This window comes from Tepidanaerobacter sp. EBM-38, from assembly GCA_001896545.1.
Taxonomy (GTDB): domain Bacteria; phylum Bacillota; class Thermosediminibacteria; order Thermosediminibacterales; family Tepidanaerobacteraceae; genus Tepidanaerobacter.
Window position 1 is genome coordinate 1 of record MPOT01000088.1, and the last position, 6486, is coordinate 6486.

Consider the following 6486-nt stretch of genomic DNA (forward strand, 5'->3'; position numbering starts at 1 on the left):
CCACAAACTGTCCGTAGCGGATTAAATCAGCAATGAGGATAGAATCAATGATGTCGTTCTTGCGTTTTCTAATCTCAACACCTTTGCGCCAGCCATCGGGATATCCGATATGGGATTGTTTTTTCGCCTTCCAACCATTGAATATATCCCTGGATACTTGCATTCTCGCAATATAGCACTTTGATTACAAATGTTGTAGTAGTGACCGGCTTTGTATTTTCTTTATCATCTGTAATCAATTCATAATCCATGGCGACTCCTCCCGAAGACCTTCATTGATTCGTTTATTTTATTTTATCAAGCAGATGTTTTATTTTACTTTCGTACAGATGTTATCTCAATTTATTTTAAGTTTTATTCTAATTACACTTTGGATATGCTTTAATTACAAAAAAAATCCGGCCTAAAAGCCGGATAGGACTCAAAAATTTATTGAATAAAAGACTCCTTAGATCCTACAGGTTGGAATGAAATTTCAATGCGAATTTTATCAGATAAAATCTCATTTTTAAACTTGGTCTTGATTCTGCTGCCTATATCCTGGAGATTATTTTCACTTACATTTGTGAGGAGCAATATAATTTGATACGGATTCCACCAAGCAAATACATCACCTTTACGAAGTGATGTTAATAATATGTTTTCTAACAAATTTCCTGCAATATCTTTATTTTTCTCTGAAAAATTGCCTGAAGTATCCACAATCGAAATCAAACCCAAAAATCCCATATTACCAGACCTTAATATCTTTCTACGTTCAAAATTATATATGGTTTTAAAATAATCTAAATCGCAAAACAGTGCACCATTAACGGCATCACTATTTGTCATTCTAAGGCTTATTTGTGTCAAATTCTTCTCGGGTCTTTCTTCTTTGTCACTGGTAATTTTACGATATATGGATTCTAATTCGGGAGTTGGGCCTATAGACATCTCTTTATATAACTTACCGGTAATATAATTATAGTGGCTCAGAGCATTCTTATACTCTTTTAATTCCAATAATGATTCAAGAAAGTAAACGTGAAAAGATTCTTCAAAGGGTTCGTAATTTACAACTTTTTCATATATATCAATTATTTCGTTAAACTGTTTCTTGTCCTTCAACAGTTTAAATAGCCTAAGAACAGATTGCACAAAAAGGCGGTGGTAGCGACTTCTTATAATAAATACCCATTCACTATAAGGATTTTCCGCCAGATATTCACCTTTATAAATATCTATGATTTGTCTGTAAATTTCTGTTGCATCATCAGGATTAGTGGCCCTTAAATTATCTGCTTTCTTAATACTATCTTCAAATTGAATATAATCAATTATGCAATCATCGCCAGTATTAAATATATAAAATCCGTTTTCAAAAATAATATCGAATCTATATGGTAAGCTTTCAACATCTATAAGACCTACAAATTCAAGGTTTTTTCTAAGTCTAAATATTTGAGTCCTAAGTGCGTTTTTTGGATCTATAAAATCTGCATCTGGCCATATGCTTTCTATTATGTCTTCAGGAACCAATTTTTTATTTTGAAATGTAACAAAATACTTTAGTAGTACAAGATTTTTGTTATTTCTTTTGCCTTTTTTTAAAACTGAATCACCATCAAGTTTTATATCAAAATCACCAAAGGTAAAAATTTCTATACTCATATTGCTCATTAACCCCCTTTTTTTCAAAGCTGTATTTTATCGCCTAATAGGCTTCAACTTGTATTTTACCAGAAAATTTGAAATTCGTATAATGTAATTTAAAATAACATAGTCTAAAATCTTTATTTGGTAAGCACCCTTTCAATAAAAACCTTTGCGAGCTCTGGATCGAATTCTTTGCCTGCTCCTTTTTTAATTCGCTCAATAGCTTCATTTTGTGATAATGTTCTTTTTTGGGGGTTATAGCTAGTCATATAATCATAAGCATCTGCGATTGCAACAATTCTTGATTTGAATGGGATTTCTTTACCTTTTAGACCTTTTGGATAACCAGAGCCATCCCAGCGCTCATGATGTAAAAGCACATATTGAGCAATTTCGGATAAATCACTTACCGAGCTTAATATCCTATAGCCCGTTTCTGGATGCCTCCTTATTTCCATCAATTCCTCATCTGTAAAAGGATCTGATTTGCTCAAGATTGCCTTGTCTATGGCCACTTTTCCGATATCATGAAGAAGTCCTATTGTCCTTAGTTCAGCTAATTCTCTAGCATTTAAAAAAAGCTCTTTACCCATAGCAACACACAAATCGCTTACTCTCTTGGAATGTTTTTCTTCTAACTTATGAGTCTCATATAATGTTTGTATAACAGCGGTTACAGCCGCATTTCTCATACTGGGACTTTCAAATAGCTTACGCTTATACATAAGATTTTCTGCCTTTTTTAAAACCTCGTTTATATCATCACCTACCGTTTTTTTAGCTTCCCATCCACAAGACATGGACAGCGGAATTGAGCCCACTTTAACATTGGAAGATGCAATTATTATGCGCTCTATAATTTGTTTCACATCTTTTTCTGAAGTTTTGGGAAGTAAAATTATAAATTCATCGCCGCCAACTCTTGCTATAATGTCTTCCTTGCGACATGACATTTTTAGTACATCTGCAGCTTTTTGCAAGAGCTTATCTCCTAACTCATGGCCGAATGCATCATTAGCAAGTTTTAGACCATTTACATCTGCCATAATTACAGAAATGGGTAGATTGCGCTGTGTGTCCAATCTGCGTAGTTCTTCTTCAAAGAATCGGCGATTGTATAAACCAGTTAATTGGTCATGATAGCTCAGGTATTCTATCGAATTTAAAGTAGTTTTAAGCAATTCTTTTTCTTTTATTAACAGCTCCTCATTCCTCTTACGCATAACCAAGGTCCATACATTGTTGAAGATAAGAGTTAAGCCAGAAATATCATCCTGTATATAATCGGTTTCTTTATTGGCAACGGCAACTATTGCAACAATTTTACCTTTGTCATATATTGGGATAGAAAGGTATTTAGACAACTTAACATGCCCTTTGGGGCAGCTGCTTTTAATATTAAAATCATTTATTATGATACTTTTCTTTTCTTTAATCACATCTGCCCATATACCGGCTTCCTTTAATTTAGGGATCATTTGCTTCTCTTTTATTTGGCATTCTCGCAAAACAGAATCTGACCATGAATGAAGAGTGACTTCTTGACTTTCCTCATCATACAGAAAAATATAACCGAGCTTGCTTTTAGTAATAGTTAAAGCTTCATTTAATGCAAAATCAAGTAATTCCTCGATACTCTTAAATTCATATTGCAGTAATTTTATTAAACTCTCGTTTAGTTCAAGTTTTTGTCTTAGTAGTTCTTCAGCTCTTTTTTGTGTTATAGCTAAACCTAATTGTCGAATATACAATCGGACAAGGGCTTGCTTATCAAAACTCCTATCTTGAGACATCATAAAAATAACATTACCTAACAAAATATCATCTTCTACAATTTCTGCCAATACTACTTGACCTATATCTAGCCCTTTGATTGTTTCCGGGATAATTGATTCTTTGATAGTATAATTAGCAAATTCATAAAGTGAAGGAAAAACAATAATATTGGTATTGTTATTGTTTTTTTCGGACTGAAGACAATTGGGAAACCTAGTATTATATTTTTGCAATAACTTAATACTATCTAGATCTTTATTTAAACCCGACATAGCAACAGTTATAAATTCCTTTCCGTTGGCAGTTAATAAATTGAGAATAACATATTTTGCTTTTGAAACCAGCAGCAAGGCATCTATGATACTTTGGTAATCCATGTCATCCAACATGCGCAGAAATTCAGAGAATTCCTCTACGTTTACTGTTCTTTGTAGCTTCCTTGGCAAATCTTGACTAGTTCGTCTTGCAAAATTATCTATCACAGAAGCCCCTCCTAGTCTGAACATAATTTTTATTTATTATCTTTTATTTATTAATTTACTAACTTTGGAGTGATACCCGTTTCATATCTAAACCTATCTGCAATATTTCGGATCTGTTCTTTAGTCAGCTTACCATGCAATATAATAATTTTTTGATTAACACCTTTTAAGCTATAGGTAAATCTAATATCATTCTGATTTATTTCTATGCTGTTTAAGGGAATTTTGTCTTGATTGAATTTAATTATCTTAGAATCTGATAATATTCCAAAACATGATATTATTACAAATCCCCGGTCAGGGCAGATTACAGGAGTATCCATTTTTAAAATTTCTTGTTCAATTCTGATAACTTGAATATGCAATATTTCATTTTCTATAATCAACATCGCATCTTTATATCTGCGGTATTCTGACTGAAGAGATATAATTAAAATTATAAGGGCTGAAATTACTAGAAGTATAAACAAATTAATATAGGGTAGACCTTTAATTGCAACCAAAAATACTGTAAAAACAATACAAAAACTATTTGCTGCGGCAAGATATTTTAACCTTAACTTAATTATATTCAAAACGGACACATCCTTTTTAGCATTTATTTAAATTAATCATAATTTACTTTTGTAAAAAAATCTTCACCTAAAAAGGGTGATTTAACAAAAATCCCTATCATATTTCTCGGGTGATAGGGATTTTATTAAATCATTTTCTATTTAAAATGGCTTTATATGTTTGAATTTTCATGATATTATATTAGTCTCGTTAAAAATTATCATGAGTTCTGACTTACTTTTAACATCAAATTTGGAATATATATTTTTTATATGAGTCTTTATTGTATTTTCACTAAGACACAGCTCATTAGCGATCATTTTATACGTTAATCCCTTTAATAGTAAAACAGTAATCTCTTTTTCACGCTCAGTTAATTTTCGGCTTTCCATAAAATTGTAAATTGCTCCGTTTTGCTCATGTGTATCCATATTGAAAAACTTAGTAAGAAATGCATGGGTTTTTAGCAGCTTTAAAAGCTGATTATTGAGAATTGGCAGCATAAGCATTATTATAAATACAACTATAAATGCAATAAGAGTAGGATCATATTTATCGAAATTTACAGTATAAATCGCACTTCCGATTAACTCTCCTATAAACACACCTAAAACATTTGCCGAAAGTCCAATACCGAATATTTTTGCCGCATTATTGCTATAATCCAGCATCTCAGCTAATATGCTCCACCAAAACAAATCGAAAATGCCACAGGCGCCTAACATCAACGAATCAATAATTATATAGCTCAAAGCCGAGCGATCAAGGTATGCAAATAATAAAAAAGAAAACCCAATCATTGCAATCCCAATTGTTAAGGCATAAGTCCTGTTAGTTTTTAGTGGAAGGTTTCGCAAAATGAATATAGTGGTAATATATGGAATTGACCAATACCAGCTAACCAGAAATTGATGATGCCCAAATGCAGGATTAATTATACGGTACATAAGGCCAGAATTAATTGTAATTATAATTATGAAAATACATAAAAAGAGCAAAGGGAATATGACCTTTTCCTCCATTACTAAATTTTCATGCGATGATTGGTGATTTGTTGGCATACCAATATTCAAATTATGATTTAAAATAAGTGCGAAAAAAAGAGCAAGTATAGATATAGCAAGAGATATATATGGGGATATGTTTATCGCTACTACATTAAAAATAATCATAATTATATTTGAAAGAATCAGTGCATCTGCCACAGTTTTTATTCGTTCATTGGATGGAGTAAAGTTTTTCAAATAAAACCCCCAAGATGCGATTACAAATCCTGCTGATAGAGAGATAAGTATTATAGAGATATGCCACATAATTGAGTAGCGAGAAAAAAAGATGGTACTTCCGGCTATACAAAGAACCGTTGAAAATGTAAAAGTTCGTTTTGCTGTATGAATGTTTTTTACAAATAAACCACAGGTAAATAGACCAATAAAGTGGGCAAAAATTCCTGAGAATAATAAATTATGTATATCGATATTGTTTTTATTACCTAATGCATAAAAAATCTGCCCTTCAAAAGGAAACGCAAGTAGCCACCCTGAAAACAATGAAAACAATAATACTGATAAAATGCGGCTGTCAAGGGGGAACTTTAATTTTGCATATAATTTATTTTCAATTACCGGCATTTTTTATTCTCCTTTTTAAACTTGTATTGCTAACAAAAAACTTTTTATTAAACTATTTTCAAAATAATAATTTAAGACTTTAAAAAATATTACAAAAAATTAATGAATATTTTTATACTAAATAATCTTTCAACTACTTTTATTATACAATGTTTTTCATAATATTTCTAATTAATACGGCAAAATTCACAGCTAATATATGAAAAATACCTTAATATCATAAAGAGTTTTATGAGCTATATTTATTATAATTCTCACGTAGCTATTACAGAAGTCTTGCTAAACCTGGGAAGCAAAAAATATCATTGTGAGTTAATTGCTTTGTTCCAAGGCCCAGACTATATAATGGTTTGATGGCATGCAAAAAATAATTTTACCCCATAAAAAAACAATAAAATGGGCAATTC

Annotated in this window: 5 protein-coding genes; all 5 read right to left on the minus strand. The window is 31.4% G+C overall.

The genetic code is table 11. The annotated features are described in order from the left end of the window. Positions 1-74: 74 nt before the first annotated feature. Positions 75-251, minus strand: a complete 177-nt coding sequence (locus tag BUC45_RS09825; RefSeq protein ID WP_296972019.1) for a hypothetical protein — start codon at positions 249-251, stop codon at positions 75-77. Between the two features lie 178 nt (positions 252-429). Further along, entirely contained in the window at positions 430-1650 is a 1221-nt protein-coding gene (locus tag BUC45_RS09830; protein WP_296972009.1) for a BTAD domain-containing putative transcriptional regulator, read from the minus strand. Positions 1651-1772: 122 nt separating this feature from the next. After that, entirely contained in the window at positions 1773-3893 is a 2121-nt protein-coding gene (locus tag BUC45_RS09835; protein ID WP_296972013.1) for an HD domain-containing phosphohydrolase, read from the minus strand. A gap of 50 nt (positions 3894-3943) precedes the next feature. Then, a complete protein-coding gene (locus BUC45_RS09840) occupies positions 3944-4468 on the minus strand; it encodes a hypothetical protein (RefSeq protein ID WP_296972015.1) in 525 nt (174 codons plus the stop codon). A gap of 168 nt (positions 4469-4636) precedes the next feature. Then, positions 4637-6079 (minus strand): helix-turn-helix transcriptional regulator, encoded by a 1443-nt coding sequence (locus BUC45_RS09845; RefSeq protein ID WP_296972016.1) that lies wholly within the window; start codon positions 6077-6079, stop codon positions 4637-4639. Positions 6080-6486 lie beyond the last annotated feature (407 nt).

Coding starts and splice junctions, on each gene's coding strand:
- BUC45_RS09825 (WP_296972019.1), bottom strand. CDS start 251: ATGGATTATGAATTGATTACAGATGATAAAGAAAATACAAAGCCGGTC.
- BUC45_RS09830 (WP_296972009.1), bottom strand. CDS start 1,650: ATGAGTATAGAAATTTTTACCTTTGGTGATTTTGATATAAAACTTGAT.
- BUC45_RS09845 (WP_296972016.1), bottom strand. CDS start 6,079: ATGCCGGTAATTGAAAATAAATTATATGCAAAATTAAAGTTCCCCCTT.